Origin of the sequence: Paenibacillus sp. FSL R7-0333, from assembly GCF_038000365.1 — a bacterium.
GTDB classification, from domain to species: Bacteria; Bacillota; Bacilli; order Paenibacillales; family Paenibacillaceae; genus Paenibacillus_AQ; species Paenibacillus_AQ silagei.
The window spans coordinates 4028200-4044793 of record NZ_JBBOBZ010000001.1 but is presented as its reverse complement, the minus strand read 5'-3'; the positions used below and the strand labels follow the sequence as shown (position 1 = coordinate 4044793).

15 protein-coding genes are annotated in these 16594 nt (G+C 54.1%); 8 read left to right on the top strand and 7 right to left on the bottom strand.

The window, feature by feature from the left end; all coding sequences use genetic code 11:
* Positions 1 to 57 precede the first annotated feature (57 nt).
* Together MKY86_RS16920 and MKY86_RS16915 are read left to right on the top strand one after the other, a co-directional pair.
* The gene (locus MKY86_RS16920) at positions 58 to 1797 is read left to right on the top strand and encodes an ABC transporter ATP-binding protein (RefSeq protein WP_076078802.1); all 1740 of its coding nucleotides are present in this window, start codon (positions 58 to 60) and stop codon (positions 1795 to 1797) included.
* Positions 1794 to 3533, top strand: coding sequence for an ABC transporter ATP-binding protein (locus tag MKY86_RS16915; protein WP_076078713.1), 1740 nt, complete (start codon positions 1794 to 1796; stop codon positions 3531 to 3533). The genes MKY86_RS16920 and MKY86_RS16915 overlap by 4 nt, the downstream gene beginning before the upstream one ends.
* An 81-nt stretch (positions 3534 to 3614) precedes the next feature.
* Here the strand turns inward: MKY86_RS16915 and MKY86_RS16910 are convergent, their stop codons facing one another.
* Positions 3615 to 4487, bottom strand: coding sequence for a helix-turn-helix domain-containing protein (locus MKY86_RS16910; protein WP_076078715.1), 873 nt, complete (start codon positions 4485 to 4487; stop codon positions 3615 to 3617).
* Positions 4488 to 4677: 190 nt separating this feature from the next.
* Here MKY86_RS16910 and MKY86_RS16905 point away from each other — a divergent pair, with 190 nt between their 5' ends.
* The gene (locus MKY86_RS16905; RefSeq protein ID WP_076078717.1) at positions 4678 to 6756 is read left to right on the top strand and encodes a beta-galactosidase; all 2079 of its coding nucleotides are present in this window, start codon (positions 4678 to 4680) and stop codon (positions 6754 to 6756) included.
* Positions 6757 to 6862: 106 nt separating this feature from the next.
* Here MKY86_RS16905 and MKY86_RS16900 read toward each other — a convergent pair whose 3' ends face one another.
* Genes MKY86_RS16900 through MKY86_RS16890 form a run of 3 tightly spaced genes read right to left on the bottom strand, consistent with a single transcriptional unit; the run spans position 6863 to position 8186 of the window.
* Positions 6863 to 7498 (bottom strand): NUDIX hydrolase, encoded by a 636-nt coding sequence (locus tag MKY86_RS16900; RefSeq protein WP_076078719.1) that lies wholly within the window; start codon positions 7496 to 7498, stop codon positions 6863 to 6865.
* 27 nt (positions 7499 to 7525) lie between these two features.
* On the bottom strand, positions 7526 to 7978 hold the full coding sequence (locus MKY86_RS16895; protein ID WP_076078720.1) for a hypothetical protein: 453 nt from the start codon (positions 7976 to 7978) through the stop codon (positions 7526 to 7528).
* The gene (locus MKY86_RS16890; protein ID WP_076078722.1) at positions 7965 to 8186 is read right to left on the bottom strand and encodes a helix-turn-helix transcriptional regulator; all 222 of its coding nucleotides are present in this window, start codon (positions 8184 to 8186) and stop codon (positions 7965 to 7967) included. Before MKY86_RS16890 ends, MKY86_RS16895 begins: the two co-directional genes overlap by 14 nt.
* 166 nt (positions 8187 to 8352) lie before the next feature.
* On the opposite strand from MKY86_RS16890, the gene MKY86_RS16885 reads away from it, so the two are divergent.
* From MKY86_RS16885 to MKY86_RS16875, 3 genes are all read left to right on the top strand, one after another.
* Entirely contained in the window at positions 8353 to 9102 is a 750-nt protein-coding gene (locus MKY86_RS16885; protein WP_076078723.1) for an ABC transporter ATP-binding protein, read from the top strand.
* A 526-nt stretch (positions 9103 to 9628) separates the two neighbouring features.
* The gene (locus MKY86_RS16880) at positions 9629 to 9964 is read left to right on the top strand and encodes a hypothetical protein (protein WP_340827256.1); all 336 of its coding nucleotides are present in this window, start codon (positions 9629 to 9631) and stop codon (positions 9962 to 9964) included.
* Between the two features lie 109 nt (positions 9965 to 10073).
* Positions 10074 to 10523: a hypothetical protein gene (locus MKY86_RS16875; protein WP_340827255.1), complete on the top strand. Its 450-nt coding sequence runs from the start codon at positions 10074 to 10076 to the stop codon at positions 10521 to 10523.
* 64 nt (positions 10524 to 10587) lie between these two features.
* On the opposite strand, the gene kduD is transcribed toward MKY86_RS16875, so the two are convergent.
* The 3 genes from kduD to kduI are packed head-to-tail and all read right to left on the bottom strand — an operon-like array spanning position 10588 to position 13005.
* Positions 10588 to 11343, bottom strand: a complete 756-nt coding sequence (kduD, locus tag MKY86_RS16870; RefSeq protein WP_036724808.1) for a 2-dehydro-3-deoxy-D-gluconate 5-dehydrogenase KduD — start codon at positions 11341 to 11343, stop codon at positions 10588 to 10590.
* A gap of 38 nt (positions 11344 to 11381) precedes the next feature.
* Complete coding sequence (locus MKY86_RS16865) at positions 11382 to 12137, bottom strand: DeoR/GlpR family DNA-binding transcription regulator (protein ID WP_076078727.1); 756 nt, start codon at positions 12135 to 12137, stop codon at positions 11382 to 11384.
* Between the two features lie 34 nt (positions 12138 to 12171).
* On the bottom strand, positions 12172 to 13005 hold the full coding sequence (gene kduI / locus MKY86_RS16860; protein ID WP_076078728.1) for a 5-dehydro-4-deoxy-D-glucuronate isomerase: 834 nt from the start codon (positions 13003 to 13005) through the stop codon (positions 12172 to 12174).
* Positions 13006 to 13230: 225 nt separating this feature from the next.
* Here kduI and MKY86_RS16855 point away from each other — a divergent pair, with 225 nt between their 5' ends.
* Together MKY86_RS16855 and aspA are read left to right on the top strand one after the other, a co-directional pair.
* A complete protein-coding gene (locus MKY86_RS16855; protein ID WP_076078730.1) occupies positions 13231 to 14904 on the top strand; it encodes a hypothetical protein in 1674 nt (557 codons plus the stop codon).
* A gap of 239 nt (positions 14905 to 15143) precedes the next feature.
* The gene (gene aspA / locus MKY86_RS16850) at positions 15144 to 16568 is read left to right on the top strand and encodes an aspartate ammonia-lyase (RefSeq protein ID WP_076078731.1); all 1425 of its coding nucleotides are present in this window, start codon (positions 15144 to 15146) and stop codon (positions 16566 to 16568) included.
* Positions 16569 to 16594 lie beyond the last annotated feature (26 nt).

Below are 16594 nucleotides of genomic sequence, written 5' to 3'. Positions count from 1 at the left end.
GTCTTTTATTTTTTTCAAGAAGGATTACATACTACGCTAAGTTAGGTGAGGATGAATGTGCGCAAAATTGCAGTTTTCTTAAAACCATACAAGAAAGAAGTGACAATCGGGCCGATTTTCAAGCTGCTGGAGGCGGTTCTCGAGCTGCTGCTGCCGACGATTGTAGCCCTGATCATCAACAACGGAATTGGCAAGCAGGATAGCAGCTACGTTTACCGGATGGGGTCCCTGATGGTGCTGATGGCTATTCTGGGCTTCGGCTGCTCCATGGTATGTCAATATTATGCGGCGCGGGCCTCACAGGGGTTCGGCACCACGTTGCGCAACAAAATGTTCAAGCACATCTCTTCGCTGTCGTATGCCGAGCTGGATGTCATCGGCACGCCTTCGCTGATCAACCGGATCACTAACGACGTTAACCAGCTGCAGGTGGCAGTAGCTATGCTCATCCGGCTGGTCATCCGTGCGCCATTCATCTGTATCGGGGCTATTATTATGGCGATGATTCTGGATTTCCGTCTGTCGCTGATCCTGATTGCCGCTACTCCCGTATTCGCAGTAATTCTATACTTCATCATTACTCGGAGTTCGCCAATGTACCGCAAATATCAGGCTAAGCTGGACCGTCTGGCGCTGGTGCTCAGCGAGAATCTCTCAGGCATCCGGGTGATCCGGGCCTTCGCCGAGAGCCGCCGCGAGAAGCAGCGCTTCAATGAAGCCTCTGAGGATCTGACGCAGACGGCCATCCGTGTCGGACGGATCTCCGCTTGGCTGGGACCGATGACGACATTGGTAGTGAACGCGGCGATTATTGCCATTCTATGGGCAGGCGGCATTCACATTGAAGCCGGGAGTCTGTCGCAGGGTGAGATTATTGCATTCATTAACTATGTAACCCAGATCCTGCTGGCCCTGATCGTAGTCTCCAATCTGGTCATTCTGTTCACCAAAGCCTCTTCGTCTGCCAGCCGCATCAATGAGGTGCTGGCGATGACAGCTTCGGTTGTTGAAGTGCCTGCTCATGCACCTGCTGCGAAGCGGGACGGAGCAGCGCCGGTGATTTCCTTCCACAATGTCTCTTTTGGCTATAACACGACCGGAGAGCTGGCCCTGGAAAATATCTCTGTAGATATCCTCAGGGGGCAGACGGTAGGATTAATCGGCAGTACCGGCTCGGGCAAGAGCACCTTCGTGAATCTGATTCCGCGCTTTTATGACGCTGTGGAAGGGGAGGTTAGGGTCGAGGGTGTAAACGTACGGGACTACCGGCTGGAGCAGCTGCGCAGCAGAATCGGCATTGTGCCGCAGAAGGCGGTGCTGTTCACCGGGACGATTGCCGAGAATATCCGCTGGGGGAAGGCGTCTGCTACCCGGGACGAGATCATGGCCGCAGCGGTGGTTGCCCAGGCTGAGGAGTTCATCACCCGGCTGCCGGAAGGGCTGGATACGCTGGTGGTACGCGGCGGGCATAACCTGTCCGGTGGCCAAAAGCAGCGCCTGACCATTGCCCGCGCTGTCGTCGGACGTCCGCCGATTCTCATCCTGGATGATTCCTCCAGTGCGCTGGACTTCGCTACGGATGCGTCACTGCGCCGCGCACTAAGCAAGAACAGTACAGATATGACCGTACTGCTTGTATCCCAGCGGGTGAGCACAGTAAGGCAGGCCGATCAGATTATCGTCTTCGATGAAGGCCGGATTGCCGGAATCGGTACGCATGAGGAACTGCTGGAGAGCTGCGCAGTCTATCAGGAAATCTGCATGTCACAGCTCTCAAGCGAGGAGGCTTTACAATGACCAGTACAATGACCTGGAAACGTCTGTTTCAATATACCCGTGAGTACCGGAAAATAACGTATGGAGCTATCTTCTGCGCCATCCTGAGCGTGGTTGCCAGCCTGATCGGGCCGCTCCTGATTGGCCGCGCCATCGACCATATGATCGGACCGGATCGGGTGGAGTTCCCGGAAATTCTGCGCCTGCTGCTGATTCTGGGCAGTGTATATCTGGTCGGCAGCTTCTTCGGCTGGCTGCTCACTTATTATACGAATAAGCTGGCGTTCCGCACAGTCTATGACCTGCGCCGCGAGCTGTTTGACAAACTGGACGCCCTGCCGCTGAAGTTCCATGATAACCATCCCCAGGGCGACAGCATCAGCCGGTTCGTGAACGACATGGATGCCGTCTCTGACGGGCTGCTGCAGGGCTTCTCCACGCTATTGACGGGGATCGTAACCATTGCCGGGGCCATCGGGCTGATGCTCTATATCAGCCCGATAATGACACTGGTGGTGCTGCTGTCTGCCCCGGCAACCTTCTTCGTTGCCCGCTTCATTACGATGCGCTCCCAGCAGCTGTTCCGTGAGCAGGCCAAGATTCTCGGGGGGCTGAACGGCTATGTTGAGGAAATCGTCGGCGGGCAGAAGGTGGTGCAGGCTTATCATTACGAGGACCGCTCCTTTGCAGGCTTTGCGGAGCGGAATAATGAGCTGTACAAGACAGGGACGAAATCGCAGTTCTATGGCTCGCTCTCGAACCCGACTACGCGGCTGGTTAATAATATCACCTTCTCGCTGATTGCGATGATCGGAAGTGTGCTTGTTATCGGAGACCTGTTCTCCGTAGGGGATCTGTCCAGCTTCCTGATCTATTCCAGTCTGTTCGCGAAGCCGTTCAATGAGATAACCGGTGTGATCACACAGCTGCAGTCCGCCACAGCTTCGGCGCAGCGGATCTTCTCCATTCTGGATCTCCCGCAGGAAGCCCCCGACCAGCCGGATGCGTATGAGATGGAGAACAGCCGGGGGACGATCACCTTCGACAAGGTAAGCTTCGCTTATACACCGGAGCGCCCGCTGATTAAGGACTTCAGCCTGGAGGTGAAGCCGGGCACACGCGTGGCGATTGTCGGCCAGACCGGGGCGGGCAAGACCACGCTGGTCAACCTTCTGATGCGCTTCTATGAAGTGGACAGCGGAACGATCCGGATTGACGGAGTAGATATTACCTCCATCACCCGCGACAGTCTGCGGCGCAATTTCGGCATGGTGCTGCAGGAGACCTGGCTGTACGGGGCTTCCATCCGCGACAATATTGCTTATGGCAAGCCGGAGGCCTCCGAAGCGGAGGTGATTGCAGCCGCCAAGGCCGCGAATGCACATAGCTTCATCAAGCGCCTGCCTGAAGGCTATGACACCAAGATCAGCACCTCGGGAGATAATCTCTCCCAGGGTCAGAAGCAGCTCCTCACCATTGCCCGCGTCATGCTGGTTGATCCGCCGATGCTCATTCTGGATGAGGCGACCAGCAGCATTGATACGCTGACAGAGGCGCGGATACAGAAGGCCTTCCTGGCGATGATCACCGGGCGGACCAGCTTCGTCATTGCCCACCGGCTGTCCACGATCCGCGAGGCGGACCTCATCCTGTTCATGAAGGATGGAGATATCGTGGAGAGCGGAACGCATGACGGGCTGCTGGAGAGCGGAGGCTACTACGCCCGCTTGTACAACAGCCAGTTTACGGCGGTGTAACTAGGAATATGGTTAGCGTGAATAGCTGCGGCAGAACTTCTTTTGGAAGTGTGCCGCAGCTATTTTTTAGCCCGGCGCAGATCAGGTATGATCCTTGCCCGGATGCAGCCGGCTGCGCATTACTCCGGGAGTTACTCCATGGGCCTTGCGGAAGACCCGGATGAAGTAATTGGTCTCCATACCAAGGTTGAGGGCGATGTCCTGCACGGGGCGCTCCGGGTCCTCGGTCAGCATCTGCATGGCGCGCTGCAGCCGCAGGTTCTGCAGATATTTATGCGGAGTGACGCCGTATTCCTGAAGGAACAGGCGCTGGAAATGCTGGACGGAATAACCGACAGCCGCCGCCAGATTGGTGATCAGCAGCGGCTCGGTGAAATGCTCGTTGATCAGGCTGACTGCTTTGTTAAGTGCATCGTTGCGGACGTTTTCGTTCTCCAGCCGGGTCGCTGGACCTGGGGAGACATCACTTTTGCGCAGCATCAGCAGCAGCCGGTACAGCGTCACCGACAAGTCCTGCATCGACTGCTCCTCCTGACGCGCCGAGCTGTTCCCGTTCACCGTGTGCCAGATCCCGCCGAGCATCTCCCAGCATTCCTCGAACCGCTCGGGGCGGAACGGGGCCGAAGGCAGCAGGCCGAGACCCTCCAGAACAGAGGCAGACTGGCTGCCGTGGAACCCGATGAAGCCGACATGCCACGGCTCGTGGGATAACGGATAATATTCATGCCCGCGGTCAGGCGGAAATGCATAGGCCATCCCAGGCTGCAGCACTGTTTCGGTGCCGTCCTCCAGGTCACGGAACCGCCCGCTGCCGCTGCGGATCAGGAAAATCTGATACACCGGGAATCCGGCAGGACGCACATGGTGATACTGGATATGACGGCCGACAGAGTACGGATAGAGAGGGAAAGCATTCAGGTCACGCGGCATTTCAATCAGAGAGAAGGGGAGCATACGAACACCTCATATTCATTTTGTGCTATGCAAACGCTATTATTATCCTACCATTGATCACAGATTATCCTTTATTATAAATAGTGTAAATCGTTATAAGCAAGAGGGACAGAGCCACAGAAGAAATTGTATCAGTGAAAAGTCCCATCCTGACATCTACTATCACACCTAAACGAGAGGATGAAATCATATGAGCAGCAAAGTTCCTGCAATCAGCAGCAAGGCTCCTGTAATGCTTCATGGCGCCGACTATAGTCCCGAGCAATGGCTGAAATATCCGGGGGTGCTGGAAGAAGATATCCGCATGATGAAGCTGGCAGGCTGTAATGTCATGTCTGTCGGGATTTTCTCCTGGGTCTCCCTGGAGCGCGAAGAAGGGGTATTTAACTTTGAGTGGATGGACCAGCTGCTGGACCGTTTTGCGGCGAATGGTATTTATGCGTTCCTGGCTACTCCGAGCGGTGCGCGTCCGGCATGGATGTCCGAGAAGTATCCTGAGGTGCTGCGGGTGGAACGGAACCGGGTGCGCAACCTGCACGGCGTCCGTCATAATCACTGCTTCACTTCTCCGGTCTACCGTGAAAAAACAGCGCTGATCAACTCCAAGCTTGCTGAGCGTTATGCGCATCACCCGGCAGTGATCGGCTGGCATATCTCTAATGAATTCGGCGGCGAATGCCATTGTAATTACTGTCAGGATGCCTTCAGAGACTGGCTCAAGGCGAAGTACAATAATGATCTGGATGAGGTGAACCACGCTTGGTGGGCTACCTTCTGGAGCCATACGTATACTTCTTGGGAACAGATCGAGTCCCCTGCTCCGCATGGTGAAATGCAGGTTCACGGGCTTAACTTGGACTGGCGCCGGTTCGTAAGCGATCAGACGATTAACTTCTGCCAGCATGAGATTGACGCGGTGCGGGGCTTTAACCCTGACCTGCCGGTGACCACCAACATGCATATGATTGACGGCGTAGACTACCGTAACATGGCGAAGATTCTTGATGTGGTATCATGGGATGCTTACCCGGACTGGGGATATACCGAGGACGATGATGACGCCCGTCTGGCCGCTTGGACAGCGATGCACCATGACATGTACCGCAGCTTCAAAAAGAAGCCGTTCCTGCTCATGGAAAGCACACCTTCCCTCACGAACTGGCAGATTGTCAGCAAGCTGAAGCGTCCGGGGATGCACAAGCTGTCCTCACTCCAGGCAGTTGCGCATGGTTCAGATTCTGTACAGTACTTCCAGTGGCGTAAAAGCCGCGGCTCCAGCGAGAAATTCCACGGCGCGGTGATCGACCATAGCGGACACACGGAGACCCGTGTCTTCAGGGATGTAGCTGAGGTAGGCCGTACCCTGGCGGGACTGGAGGATGTTGTAGGTACAACAACTCCTGCTGAGACTGCCATTCTGTTCGACTGGGATAACCGCTGGGCGGTGAAGGATGCCCAAGGTATCCGCAATTCCGGCCTGAAATATGAAGAGACTGTGCTTCAGCATTACCGGGGTCTGTGGGAGCTGGGAATTCCGGTGGATGTGGTAGGCTCAGGCGATGATCTGTCCGGCTATAAGCTGGTGATTGCTCCGATGCTGTACCTGATCAGCGAAGAGAACGGGAAGCGGATTGAGAAATACGTTGAGCAAGGCGGAACCTTCCTGGCCACCTATTGGTCGGGAGTGGTCGGCGAGACCGATCTGTGTCACCTGGGCGGCTTCCCTGGACCGCTGCGCAGAACGCTGGGCATTTGGGCCGAAGAGACAGAAGGACTGCATAGCCGCGATCTGAACGGTTTAGTAATGGACCCAGGCAACAGCTTGAAGCTGAGCGGGGAATACGATGCGCATGAGATCGCCGAGCTGATTCATCTGGAAGGCGCGGAGGCGCTGGGCCATTACCGCAGCGACTTCTACGCCGGACGTCCTGCACTCACTGTGAATAAGCTGGGAGCGGGTAAGGCTTATCATCTGGCAACACGTGTGAAGGACGCGCAGTTCTATGTGGATCTGTACGCCGCAATTACCGGAAAAGAGCGGATCAGCCGCACGCTGAACAGTGAGCTTCCGACCGGAGTAACCGCCCAGCTGCGTTCCGATGGTGAGTATGAGTATGTATTCGTACAGAATTTCAGCGGCTCCGAGCAAGTAGTGACGCTGGACGGACAAGCCTATACTGATGTAGAATCCGGCGCAGCGGCTCCGGCCGAGCTGAAGCTGGCAGTGAATGGACTGGCAATTCTGAAGCGCGCAGCGGCCAAAGCATAAGTGAAGCAGCTAAATCGCGTAATATAGTTAGAAGTATCAGCACAGATAGAGTGAGTTACAAAAGAAGGCAGAACCTCATCGACGGGTTCTGCCTTTTGAGTATGCTTTAGGTTGTGGCTGGACCGTACAACCGCTCAATCCCCTCAATTACCCGCCTGAAGTATTCACGCTCATGCGGGACAAAGTGCGTGAAGTCCACCAGCTCGTCGATGTCCGTTCGTTCACCGTTCCCGGTGACCTGGAAGCCCTGCACATGAAGCTTGCTGTCTGCTCCCGAGATGAAGCTGCGGAAGTCAGCGAAGCGGGCCTCTACGATTCCAGCCACTTCTTCCAGCTGCGGGGTGAATTCACTTAGTGCATAGCGGTTCTCATAGACATATACATGCGCCCGTTCACGGTCCATGAATCCGGCGGAGTCCATCTGGTAGGGGATGACCCCCAGCGGCTGCAACTCGTCAAAAGCAATTTCAAGCCCCAGCTCCTCCTGCACCTCGCGGATACCGTCCATAACGGTCTCGTCAGCCATCAGATGTCCGGCAGCGGTGATATCGAGCAGCCCGGCATAATCTCGCTTCTGCTGACTGCGCAGCTGGAGGCAGATCCTCAGCCCGCCTTCGTCCTTACGGACAAACCAGCAGTGGAAGGTCTCGTGCCAGAGGCCTTGGCGGTGAACCTCGTCCCGGGGAGCCGTCCCCGTCCGGTTTCCTTGCTCATCAAACGTAGCTAATAATTCCTCGTTCATGCAATTTGCCTCCATTTCCCCAGTAAGTTAAATTTTCCGGGAGTAGTATGCTGATAACAGAAGGTACAACAACAGAAGGGTAACCAAAGTCACAGCAATTGTTAAGAACACGGTTTGGTTAATCAAAGAGGCGACGACAGCAGAAAGTGACAATAAAAGAAGGAAAAGACGTATCGCAGCCCTACCAGTTTTTAAGGCGATCATCCGGTTTCGTTCATCTTGTGCGGCAATATGTAACGCTTCTAATAATTCAGGGTCTTTGAGAACCTTACGGAGCCGGGCAATACGGAGAGCGGCAGTAATCCACGAACCGAACAATAAACCGGCGAGAATCCCTATATCCCAGCTGTCCAGCGTGTCGAGCCTGCCCCATACGAACGCTTTGAGTATAAACGCCACAATAACGGTTATCCCCATACCTGCCGCGTAGAATGAATTGATAACGATTCGCCGCCGCAGCTCCTTTTCAAAAGACTTCATAGTCGATATCCTCCACATCTGAAAAATCAAAAATATCCTCGATCGGCAAATCGAAAAATTTTGAAATTTTATAGGCAAGCGGGAGGGAGGCGATATATTTTTCGTTCTCAATTGAAGTGATGGTGTGGCGTGTGACACGCAGTGCCTTAGCCAATTCCTCTTGGGAAATCCGCCGCTCTTTTCGCAGTTCGCGTATTCTTGTCTTCACTAACCTGCCACCTCCCCTGAAGCAATACTTCTGCACCTCAACTCTGTTATTATGTTGCACGGATACGGTCTTAGTCAAGTTCACTACACAATTTATGTGCAGTTGACTATACAAAAAATGTGCAGTAAGCTATACATAAGACGATCTAAAGGATGGGGCGGGGAGCATGGAGAATATACGGTTCGAAGGGGTCAGAAAGTCCTTTGGCGATGTGGCTGCTGTAAACGGTCTGGATCTGAGTATTGAGGAGGGCGAGGTCTACGCATTGCTTGGGCATAATGGGGCGGGAAAGACAACAACGCTTCGCTTACTGCTTGGTCTGCTGGAGCCGGACGGGGGAGAGGTCATTGTTTTTGGGCGGAATCCTATACAGGAGGGGGATAGCGTGCGCGGGCTATGCGGCGTTTTATCCGAAGATGTTGGGCTGTATGAGTCTTTGAACGTCTGGGATAACCTGATGTATTACGCTGACATTTATGGTATGAGCCGTGTTGAATCGAGTAGCCGTATTGACGAGCTGCTGCGGACATTTGCACTGCATGACAAGAAACGAACGATTGTTAAGGGCTTGTCTACCGGCATGAGAAAAAAGGTTGCCTTGATCCGGGCCATGCTTCATAGACCGCGCCTTCTGATCCTGGATGAGCCTACGAATGGCCTTGATCCTGTCAGCACAACCGATCTAAGGAAGATGTTATCGCGGCTGGCGAAGGAGGAGGGGACCACCGTCATTATGACCACGCATCACCTGGAAGAGGTCCAGAAGCTATGCGATCGAGTCACGATTCTGCGGCACGGGCGAAATATTTTTACCGATTCCATCTCAGTGCTCCAAGACAGCAAACATTACCTGGAGAACGGGCAATTCAGTCTTGAAAAGCTGTATATGGATATGGAGCAAGGGGGAGGCCGATGAACAGATCCTATCCCGTTGTTCGAATGCAGTGCGCTGAGTTTACAAGTGACAAAGGGATGCTCTTCTTTTATGGACTATCTATCGGCATTACCGGTATAATCGTTCCACTATTCATACACGGGGTAGAAGTCTCCTTAACCACCGCAGCACTACTTACGGCAATCTTACTGAGACCCATGTTATCTGACAGCATCGCAGGAGAACGGGAGCACCGCACTTTGGAGACACTCCTATCGAGTCCCATCCATGGAAAAAGCATACTCTGGAGGAAGTTTGAATTCTGCTTCTTATTTGGTCTGGGCTACTTCACTATAACCGTCCTCTGCTCTGGGTTCACGAGCTATCTTGCCGGCGGCGGAGCAGCGTTGATTCCTTGGCAATGGATGTGCATCATGGTAGTGGCTGCATTGAATTATAGTGCAATATGCATGGGCGGGGTGTATGCTTCCTCTACATCAGGGGATTTGCGGGCTGCCAACCAGCGGGTGTCGCTAATGGCTTATCCTCTGAGCTTTCTGTTTGTCATTTGTCTATCGGTTATAGGAACCGTGGACTTGTTATCGGCGCTGATTATAAGCTGTATCTGTGCATTGATTTACCTTTGGGTTATTTCGAGGTTCGCAGCGAAGATCTGGAGGATGAAGCAGCCGGATTTCTTCCAGCCTATAACCCTCAAAAAGCCGGAGAGAGCGCATCAGCGGCGTATATCATTAGCTCTGCCGAGATCTCAGTTTGGCATGGTTTTAAGATTGGAATGGAAGGTGCTAATGACCTTAAAAAGGATGCTCCTGAGCTTTGGATTTCTGTGCTTCTCGCCGGTTGCTATGGTGTGTCTGCTGCTGTATTTTACGGGAACACTTGACCTGAGTTATGCCGTCCTGCTAACCGTGCTATTGATACCGAGAGTGCCGACCAACTTAATAGCGTACTCCGTAGGCGGGGAGAAAGTATATAAGACAGGGGAAGCCTTATTGTCTACACCTCTGCAGATCCGGCCGGTCTTTCTGGCCAAATGTATGATTCCAATGCTTGTATCGGCGGTCATGCTGATCCTCTCATCTGTGCTGACGCTGGCGGGTGTAACTATTGCAGCACTGATCAGTCCTGAGCTTGTCTCTATCCAAGGCTATACGGCTGCGCAGCTTATCCTGCTGTTCCCCGTTAGTCTGCTCTCATCCATCGCCATGATGTTCATAGCAGCTATTCTTGCTTTGCGGCTCAGAACTCCGCGTCAGAGCTTATATGTGACAAGCCTGCTGTCGGTTCTGTTTGTGTTCCCGGTATTAGCGATCATCTACTTGGCTCCGAACATGCTAATGGGGTCCTTGATCTATCTGGCGGTTCTTGTAATTGGCAATCTGATCTGTCTAAAAAGAATTTCGGACAACATAACCCGTCCTCAGCTCATGAGCAGACTATAAGGAACATACAAAACCCCCGGCCATGCTTCATAAGAAGCAACCGGGGGTTCGTTGTATGGGTTCCTTATCTAGCCAACCAGCCGCCATCCACATTCAGAATGTGGCCGTTCAGGTAGTCGGATGCTGCGGAGGCCAGGAATACGGCAGGGCCCTTCACATCATCGGCAGTTCCCCAGCGTCCGGCTGGAATACGCTCAAGGATGGAGTCGGAGCGGCTCTGGTCCGCACGGATCGGAGCGGTGTTCTCGGTAGCCATGTAGCCCGGAGCAATCGCGTTGATGTTAAGGCCCGAGCCTGCCCATTCATTGGCGAAGGCTTTGGTCAGACCGGCTACGGCATGCTTGCTTGCGGTGTAGCCCGGCACGTTGATGCCGCCCTGATAGGAGAGCATGGAGGCGATGTTGATGATTTTACCGCTCCCCCGTTCCAAGAAGTGACGTCCGGCAATCTGCGACAACAGGAAGACTGTGTTCTGGTTGAGGTTAATGACATCGAACCAGTCTTTCTCACTGTGGTCCTTGGCCGGAGTACGGCGGATCATGCCTGCACAGTTGACGAGGATATCCACTTTGCCGGTGAAGGCAACGGCTTCGTCGAACATGCCTTGAAGCTTGGAATGGTCGCTGAGGTCTGTGGCGATACTCAGTGCTTTGACGCCAAAAGCTTCACAGGCTGCTACAGTCTCGTCACTGGAATTAAGTGATACGGAGACTACGTCTGCACCGGCTTCTGCGAAGGCGATGGCAATGCCTTGTCCAAGACCTTGCGCTGCGCCTGTTACGATTGCTGTCTTACCTGCCAAGCTGAATAAAGATGACATATGATTATTCTCTCCTTTGAGCGATTTGAATTGTGAAATTAGCCGCATTCAATGTTGACACCGGCCTTGTGGAACAGCTCGGCGGTCTCCGGGGCAAGCCCGCTGTCTGTCAGCAGCACATCGACCTCCTGCAGGGAGGCGAAGGTGCGCAGCGCGGTCTGTCCGAACTTGTGATGATCGCAAGCGGCGAACACCTGACGGGCCGTGGAGACTAACGCCTGTTTGAAATCTATAAGATCGCCGGTATAGATGGACAGGCCGTGTTCAATATGAACGGCTGTGGCCGAGAGAAAGGCTTTTTGAATATTAAGCTTCTGTACATAGGACACGGCTTCGGGACCGGCCAGCATATTGCGGACACGGTAGCCGCCGGGTACGACCAGACGGATGTTATCTCTCTGGACCAGCTCACTGATGATGTAGACATCATTGGTAATGACCGTAAGAGGTATATTCGTAAGCCGCCGGGCAATCTCAAGCGTTGTGCTTCCGCCGTCCAGGGCAATGATGTCATCCGGAACGATATGCGCCAGCGCACGCCGGGCAATCTCCGTCTTCTCCTCGGCGTATTTATCCAGCGGATTGCGCAGGGGCAGAATGCCGAACTGATCGCTCTGTGCCAGCACGGCACCGCCGTGGACGCGCATAATCAGTCCCTGCTCCTCCAGCTTGCTTAAGTCCTCGCGGATCGTTTTGCCGGTGACCTGGAGCTTATCGCTCAATTCGTTCACCGTTACATCCTTCTGGTTCAGCATAACTTCCATAATCATCTCGTGCCGCCGTATCGGGTTCATCCGCCTGCCTCATCTTTCCGTAGTTGATTTGCTACTATTGTAATTCTTTCATCCCTACGGGGTCCATATCATCATACCGCTTGTTGTCTCCGGCCATGCTCCAGATGAAGGTATAGTTATGCGTACCGACACCGCTGTGAATGGACCAGCTTGGCGAGATGATAGCCTGTTCATTGTGCATTACGATGTGGCGGGTCTCGGTCGGCTCGCCCATCAGGTGGAAGACGATGGAATCGTCCGGCAGATCGAAATAGAAGTAGGCTTCCATCCGGCGCGGATGGGTGTGGGATGGCATGGTGTTCCACATGCTGCCCGGCTTCAGCTGAGTCATCCCCATTACAAGCTGTGCGCTCTGCACGCCGTTCGTGTGGATGAAGCGGTGAATCGTCCGTTCGTTGGAATTCTCCAGACCGCCCATGGCTCCAGATTCGGATTCAGCCAGCGTAGTCTTCGTAGTCGGGTAAGACTGGTGTGCCGGAGCGGAATTCAGATAGAATTTTGCCGGCTTAGCGCTGTCCGCACTCTTGAAAATAACATCCTTCGAGCCTTGGCCCACATACAGGCATTCCTTGAAATCAACCTCATATTCAGTACCGTCTACAACAACCGAACCCGGGCCGCCGACATTGATGATTCCCAGCTCGCGGCGTTCCAGGAAGTAAGTTACGCCAAGCTCCTTGAGGTCCGTAGTCAGAGCCACCTCGCCGTTTACCGGATTCGCTCCGCCAACGATCATGCGGTCTTCATGGGTCAGGACAAGCTTCAGCTCGTCTGGTGCAAAGATAACCGGGATATGGAACTCCTTGCGCAGGCGCTCAGTGTCAAACTGCTTCACTTCATTCGGATGTGATGCAAAACGTCTTTCCATCGAATATTCAGTCTCCTTAGAAAACATATTTTCGTTCGTATAGGTACAACTTAATCCATTTACGTTCATTTATCAAGCATAATCTTTTTTAGTACGTTTATTTTAGTTTATTTGTTCAGCGATAAGATTGCCATCTGAACTGAAAGCGTGCACAATAGAGCTGGAGTACATGGGATTTATTCAGGATTAAAAATATGAAATTCATACCTACGGAGGGTGAACGAGATGGCAGATATGCCTCAGCAACAGACGACTTCTAAAATACGTCAGCGGCAGATTATATCCGCGATCGCGGTGGAGGCGGAGCGCCGCCCGCTGCTGTACAGCGGACTCTGGTTCCATGATGATGTGCGGAACAATTTCTATTATGCGTCTTATCTGTTTGCCGCTGCGGTGGATGATACACTGGAGCTTCCGTTCAGCCGGGAGGATGCCAAGCGCAAGGCCGAGTCTGTCCTATTAGAAACAGTGAAGCTCCAGAACCGGATGCCGGGGACCCCCCTGTATGGACATTGGCCGCTGGGGCTGCATCCCACTCCGGAAGAGGCGGCACCGCATGAGCTTCCGGTGGAGATTATGGGCAGCCTGATGGTCTGGTTCAACCGGCAATTTTCCGGCCGCTTCAGTGCGGGCCTGCGTGTGGCGTTCCATACGGCACTCGGCCATATCTACCGCAGCGCCTTCTTCCGTAAGCAGGTAGCGACCTTCGGCCATCATGAAGCCAAATATACGGCTGCCAAGCTGATCTTCGGCAGGCTGTTCGAGGATGATCTGCTGAGGGAGGACGGGCGGCACAGTCTGGAGCTGACGCTGGAGCATATCCGCGCAAAGGGAATGCCGGAGTATGGCAGCCTGCCGTGGTTCTGGCACTGGGTGCAGGCGTTCACCTGCGCCTGGGAGCTGGAAGAGGACAGCGGTGTGAAAGACCGGCTAGGCGAGATGCTGGACTTCCTGTGGACCGAGCGGAGCCAGTGGTACCTTCAAGGGGCCTGGGCGGGCGCGCATTCCCGGGGCTGGCCGCATGATGTTCCGGCAGACGGCAATCTGCTGCATGATTATGTCCAGTTCGGCGATTTCGCGCTGCCGGAGGAGATGCCGCGCACCGAATATGCAGGGTTCCTCTATTATGAAGCGCCGGAAGAGACGCGTTCCGCTGCCCTGAACCGCCATTTACCGGTAGAGGTCTGCAAGAAGACCGAGAAGGTGGTTGCCGGTTCCCCGGAGCGCCAGCCGGCGCTGCATTCTTACGCTTATATCTGTAAGGATTACGCGGCAGGCGGGATGTGGGAGCGGGTGGAGGAATTCGACAATGAGCAGCTGCGCTGGGCCTTCTCGCTCCCGATTCCGGCGGCGGCGGGCGTGAACCGGCTTTATTTTTTCCATCCGGGTCAAGGCTATCAGCCGGGAGATCCCCGGCACCAGAGTCCTTATATGGAGGTGCTGTATCATCAGAACACGATCCTGTCGCTGTTCCCGGTGCCCGAAGGAGAGGATAAGGCCATCGTCGGGGTGCTTCCGTTAGGCGAATGGATCAGGCAGCCCAAGGCGCTGCTTGGCTATGCGGGCAATGTATATTTTGCCGTCTATCTATCACAGGAATATGAACTGCTGGAGCGGCCATCCTATCTGGAGGTAACGTCCAAGAACATGCCCGGAGCCGTCGTGGTTGAAGCGCTAAGCACAGATCAGGCGGCGGAGCTGGGGATACACAGTCTTGAGGAATTTGCCGCAGCCGCTATACAGCGGGCACCGGAATTTACGGAAGGAGAGATCCTCTCGGCAGCGTATACGGCCTGGATCGGGAATGAGCGCCTGCAGCTCAGCATAGACAATAAGCATACAGGAATACAGTCGCAGATTAACGGCAAACCGGTATCATTTGAACATTATATGGTCTAAACGGGACACTTCGCTCCCTGGGGACAGTAGGATTTTTTCGGATTGGAACTATCTTAAATTTTAAGCTACAATGACATAGAGCCCGGGGGTCAGCAATGGCTGCCGGGTTCTTTGCGCTACCCGCATAGGCCTTAAGCATGGCGCAGCAATGAAGGTAATATCTTTGGCGCTGCAAGGAAAGAATAAGTTGACTAATTTGCAGCAGAGGATCTACTACTGAAGACATGGGGGAGAGCAGGATGACAGAGACGGAATATCGGCTGGAGAAGGATTTTTTGGGCAGCAAGCAGGTGGAGCATCAGGCCTATTACGGGATACAGACCCTCCGGGCGGTGGAGAATTTCCCGATTACAGGCTACCGTGTGCATCATGAATTAATCAAGGCGATGGGGATTGTCAAAAAATCCGCTGCGCTCGCCAACATGGAAATCGGCCGCCTCTATAAGGGCCTGGGTGCGGTGATTGTCCAAGCAGCAGACGAGGTGATTGCGGGGAACTGGGATGAGCAGTTCATCGTTGATCCGATTCAAGGCGGCGCGGGCACCTCGCTGAATATGAATGCCAATGAAGTGATTGCGAACCGTGCGCTGGAGCTGCTGGGCAAGGCCAAGGGGGATTACCTGCAGCTCAGTCCGAACACTCATGTGAATATGGCGCAATCGACGAACGATGCTTTTCCGACGGCGATTCATATTGCCACGCTATCGCTGTTGGAGCAGCTGCTGATCACGATGCGGACGATGCACGGTGTGTTTTTGCAGAAGGCTGTTGAATTCGATTCCGTCATTAAAATGGGGCGGACCCACCTGCAGGATGCGGTGCCAATCCGTCTGGGACAGGAATTCGAGGCGTACAGCCGGGTGCTGGAGCGTGATATTCAGCGGATCGAGCATACGCGCGGCCATCTCTATGAGGTGAATATGGGAGCTACCGCTGTGGGTACCGGACTGAACGCCGATCCCCGGTACATCAAACGGGTCGTTGAGCTGTTGGCTGAGATCAGCGGTCTGCCGCTGGTCAGCGCCGAGCATCTGGTGGATGCTACGCAGAATACGGATGCCTATACCGAAGTCTCGGCCTCGCTGAAGGTCTGCATGATGAATATGTCCAAAATCGCCAACGATCTGCGCCTGATGGCCTCGGGCCCGCGCTCCGGCTTCAATGAAATTACGCTGCCGGCCCGCCAGCCGGGATCGTCCATCATGCCCGGTAAGGTGAATCCGGTGATGGCCGAGGTGATTAACCAGGTGGCTTTTCAGGTGATTGGCAATGATCACACGATCTGCCTCGCCGCTCAGGCCGGTCAACTGGAGCTGAACGTTATGGAGCCGGTGATGGTGTTCAATCTGATTCAGTCGATCAGCATCATGAACAATTCCTTCCGGGTGTTCACCGACTATTGTCTGGCAGGGATTGAAGCCAACAAGGAGAAGCTTGCGCGTGAGGTGGAGAGAAGCGTCGGTATCATTACCGCCGTGAACCCGCATCTGGGGTATGAGGTCGTCTCGCGGATTGCCAGGGAAGCCATTCTGACCGGAGAATCGGTGCGGGCCTTGTGTCTGAAGTACAATGTGCTTAGCGAGGAAGAGCTGAACCTGATTCTGGACCCGTATGAAATGACCCATCCCGGCATCGCGGGGGCAGCGCTTTTGAATCATGAATAATAATCGTGATTTGTGTAAAATCAGGC

Excerpts from the sequence above, each read along its gene's own strand:
- MKY86_RS16915 (WP_076078713.1), top strand. The coding sequence starts at position 1,794 with ATGACCAGTACAATGACCTGGAAACGTCTGTTTCAATATACCCGTGAG.
- MKY86_RS16910 (WP_076078715.1), bottom strand. The coding sequence starts at position 4,487 with ATGCTCCCCTTCTCTCTGATTGAAATGCCGCGTGACCTGAATGCTTTC.
- MKY86_RS16905 (WP_076078717.1), top strand. The coding sequence starts at position 4,678 with ATGAGCAGCAAAGTTCCTGCAATCAGCAGCAAGGCTCCTGTAATGCTT.
- MKY86_RS16900 (WP_076078719.1), bottom strand. The coding sequence starts at position 7,498 with ATGAACGAGGAATTATTAGCTACGTTTGATGAGCAAGGAAACCGGACG.
- MKY86_RS16895 (WP_076078720.1), bottom strand. The coding sequence starts at position 7,978 with ATGAAGTCTTTTGAAAAGGAGCTGCGGCGGCGAATCGTTATCAATTCA.
- MKY86_RS16885 (WP_076078723.1), top strand. The coding sequence starts at position 8,353 with ATGGAGAATATACGGTTCGAAGGGGTCAGAAAGTCCTTTGGCGATGTG.
- kduD (WP_036724808.1), bottom strand. The coding sequence starts at position 11,343 with ATGTCATCTTTATTCAGCTTGGCAGGTAAGACAGCAATCGTAACAGGC.
- MKY86_RS16865 (WP_076078727.1), bottom strand. The coding sequence starts at position 12,137 with ATGAACCCGATACGGCGGCACGAGATGATTATGGAAGTTATGCTGAAC.
- kduI (WP_076078728.1), bottom strand. The coding sequence starts at position 13,005 with ATGGAAAGACGTTTTGCATCACATCCGAATGAAGTGAAGCAGTTTGAC.
- MKY86_RS16855 (WP_076078730.1), top strand. The coding sequence starts at position 13,231 with ATGGCAGATATGCCTCAGCAACAGACGACTTCTAAAATACGTCAGCGG.
- aspA (WP_076078731.1), top strand. The coding sequence starts at position 15,144 with ATGACAGAGACGGAATATCGGCTGGAGAAGGATTTTTTGGGCAGCAAG.